This is a genomic window from Pseudomonas sp. SST3 (genome assembly GCF_003325755.1).
Map to the genome: position 1 here is coordinate 1 of NZ_QORI02000168.1, position 3,593 is coordinate 3,593.

The 3,593-nt window shown below is 59.3% G+C and carries 1 protein-coding gene and 3 pseudogenes; all 4 read left to right on the forward strand.

Going from position 1 to position 3,593, the window contains the following annotated elements; translation table 11 throughout:
- Positions 1 to 324, forward strand: a pseudogene (locus tag DQ405_RS25885) (FAD-dependent oxidoreductase); the annotation flags it as partial.
- Positions 325 to 701: 377 nt separating this feature from the next.
- A pseudogene (locus DQ405_RS25890) lies at positions 702 to 1,839 on the forward strand (branched-chain amino acid ABC transporter substrate-binding protein).
- Between the two features lie 219 nt (positions 1,840 to 2,058).
- Positions 2,059 to 2,973, forward strand: coding sequence for an ABC transporter permease subunit (locus DQ405_RS25895; protein WP_003188099.1), 915 nt, complete (start codon positions 2,059 to 2,061; stop codon positions 2,971 to 2,973).
- 2 nt (positions 2,974 to 2,975) lie between these two features.
- Positions 2,976 to 3,593 (forward strand): annotated as a pseudogene (locus DQ405_RS25900) (DUF3382 domain-containing protein); the annotation flags it as partial.

The following is a 3,593-nucleotide window of genomic DNA, read 5'->3' on the forward strand; positions in this document are numbered from 1 at the left end:
AACACTACTTCCCGTACCTCAAATCGGTGCAAATGGGAATTCACCTGGACCGGCTGCATCGCGTTCACCCCCGACCACTTGATGCGCCTGTTCGAACCGGCCCCCGGCCTGGTGGCGGTTACCGGTTATAACGGGCGCGGGGTGACCACCGGCAGCGTAGTGGGCAAGGCGTTTGCCGACTACCTGTGTCACCAGGACCCCCAAGCCTTACCGATCCCTTTTGCCCCTATGCAACCTCTGGCCGCTGTGGGCCTGCGCAGTTGCCTGTATGAAGCCGGCTTCTCGCTCTATCACGCCGGGCAATGCCTGAGGATCGTGATCTGATCAGCGAAATACCCCTCAGAAGCCTGCGTTTTCTTAGCAGGCTACCCATCTGTATTGGTGCAAGTCGTAGCAATCACGCACTGTAAATGTGCAGTTCCGTTACGCACGTTGTTACAGCTGTAGGAACTGTCGTTTATGCCTGTGGTTGCAGGTGCGACCTACTAGGGTTGTACTTTTTTGCAGTGCTGGTTGCACCCGTAGACGCTAGACGGTTGCAACGTCCTGGCAAAAGGCGTCGAAACGCCTGTAATAACAATGACACCGTGTCTTTTTGAAGAATAAAAAAAGTAATGGCACGCGGCTTGCTCTGAGCTTTCAGTGAAAAGTTTGAATGCAAGTTGTCGTGCCAAAAAATCAAAAATATCGGAGCACCACTCATGTCCCAGACGTTTTACAAGAAAGGTTTTCTGGCCCTCGCCGTTGCTGCGGCGCTGGGTGTTTCTACGTTTGTTCAAGCTGATGTGAAAATTGGTGTGGCGGGCCCGATGACGGGTGCCAAACGCCGCTTTCGGTGAGCAGTACATGAAGGGTGCCCAGGCGGCAGCCGACGTTATCAACAAGGCCGGCGGCATCAACGGCGAGCAGATCAAGCTGGTGGCGGGCGATGACGCCTGCGAACCCAAGCAGGCCGTGGCCGTGGCCAACCGCCTGGCCGACCAGGACAAAGTGATCGGTGTGGTCGGGCACTTCTGCTCATCCAACACCATCCCGGCGTCTGAGGTTTACGACGAAGCGGGCATCATCGCCATCACCCCAGGCTCCACCAACCCACAAGTGACCGAACGCGGCCTGGGCGCCATGTTCCGTATGTGCGGGCGTGACGACCAGCAAGGCATCGTGGCCGGCGACTACATTGTCGACGTGCTCAAGGGCAAGAAAGTCGCGGTGATCAACGACAAAGACACCTACGGCAAAGGCCTGGCCGACGCCACCGCTGCGCAGTTGACCAAGCGCGGCGTCAAGCCGGTGCTGGAAGAGGGCCTGACCCGGGGCGAGAAAGACTTCAGCGCCCTGGTTACCAAGATCCGTTCCCTGGGCGCCGACGTCGTGTACTTCGGCGGCTTGCATCCGGAAGCCGGCCCACTGGTGCGCCAGATCCGCGAAGCGGGCCTCAAAGACGTCAAGTTCATGTCCGATGACGGCGTGGTCACCGACGAACTGGTAGCCACCGCCGGCGGCGCGCAGTACGTTGATGGTGTGTACATGACCTTCGGCGCCGACCCGCGCCTGCTGCCAGACAGCAAGACGGTCGTGGAAGAGTTCCGCAAGAACGGTACCGAGCCTGAAGGCTACACCCTGTACGCTTACGCCTCGATCCAGGCCCTGGCCGCCGGCTTCAACGGTGCCAAGTCCAACAAGGGCGAAGACGCTGCCAAGTGGCTCAAGGCCAACCCGGTTAAAACCGTCATGGGCGAAAAAGCCTGGGATGCCAAGGGCGACCTGAAAGTCTCTGACTACGTGGTTTACCAGTGGGACAAAGACGGCAAATACCACCAGTTGGAAAAACAGAAGTAATAACGCGACGGCCTGAACACCTTGATCCCTGTGGGAGCCGGGCTTGCCCGCGATGACGGACTCAATGCCAACCCTGTGTTGAATGTGAAACCGCTATCGCAGGCAAGCCAGCTCCCACAGAGGGCCTGGTTGCCTGCTCTATTGCAACAAACCTGTCTTTTCCTCCAGAAGCGCCGCACACCCACCGGTGTGCAGGTGCTCACCGCGTGAGATTGCGTTATGGATGGTATTTTCCTGCAGCAACTGGTCAACGGCCTGACCCTCGGGTCGGTCTATGGCCTGATCGCCATCGGCTACACAATGGTCTATGGCATCATTGGCATGATCAACTTCGCCCACGGCGAGGTTTATATGATTTCCGCTTACCTCGCGGCGATCAGTCTGGCACTGCTGGCTTACTTCGGCATCGAATCCTTCCCGCTGCTCATTCTCGGTACTTTGATCTTCACCGTAGTCGTCACCGGCGTGTACGGTTGGGTGATTGAGCGTGTCGCCTACAAACCCCTGCGTAACTCCACCCGCCTGGCACCGCTGATCAGCGCCATCGGTATCTCGCTGATCCTGCAGAACTACGCGCAGATCGCCCAGGGCGCCAAGCAACAAGGCATTCCCACCCTGCTGGCCGGCGCCTGGCGCGTCGATATCGGCACCGGGTTCGTGCAACTGACCTACACCAAAGTGTTCATCCTCGTGGCGGCGTTCGCCGGCATGGCCTTGCTCACCTACATCATCAAATACACCAAGCTCGGCCGCATGTGCCGCGCCACCCAGCAAGACCGCAAGATGGCCTCGATCCTGGGCATCAACACCGACCGCGTGATCTCCTACGTGTTCGTCATCGGCGCAGCCATGGCTGCCCTGGCCGGCGTGCTGATCACCCTCAACTACGGCACCTTCGACTTCTATGCCGGCTTCATCATCGGCATCAAGGCGTTTACCGCGGCGGTCCTCGGCGGCATCGGCTCCCTGCCTGGGGCGATGCTGGGCGGGATCATCCTCGGTATCTCCGAGTCGCTGTTCTCGGGGTTGATCAACTCTGACTACAAAGACGTGTTCAGTTTCTCCCTGCTGGTGGTGATTCTGATTTTCCGTCCCCAGGGCCTGCTTGGTCGCCCACTTGTGGCGAAGGTGTAAACATGTCTGCTGCCAAATCCATTGATATCAAGAAAAGTGTGGTCGATACGGTCCTCGCGGGGCTGATTTCGCTGATCGTATTCGGCCCGATTGTCGGCGTGGTGCTCGACGGCTACAGCTTCAACCTGGAACCTGCGCGGGTTGCCGTGCTGGTCGCTATCGTGATGGCCGGGCGCTTTGCCTTGAGCCTGTTCCTGCAAACTTCCAAGGGCGTGAAGATCCTGCAGGGGTTCGAGAGCAGCGGCTCCGGCGTGCACGTGCTGCCACCGGACTACAAGTCGCGGCTGCGCTGGATCATCCCGGCGTTGATCGTGATCGCCATCGTGTTCCCGATCTTTGCCAACAAGTACCTGCTCACCGTGGTGATCCTGGGGCTGATCTACGTATTGCTCGGCCTGGGGCTGAACATCGTGGTGGGCCTGGCGGGCCTGCTCGACCTGGGTTTACGTGGCGTTCTATGCCATCGGTGCCTACGGCCTGGCGCTGGGTTATCAATACCTGGGCCTGGGCTTCTGGACGGTGCTGCCACTGGCGGCCATCGCGGCGGCGTTGGCGGGGTGCATACTCGGCTTCCCGGTGCTGCGAATGCACGGTGACTACCTGGCCATCGTGACCCTGGG

What these genes read in the sequence shown, in the direction of transcription:
- DQ405_RS25895 (WP_003188099.1), top strand. Translation starts at nt 2,059, where the DNA reads ATGGATGGTATTTTCCTGCAGCAACTGGTCAACGGCCTGACCCTCGGG.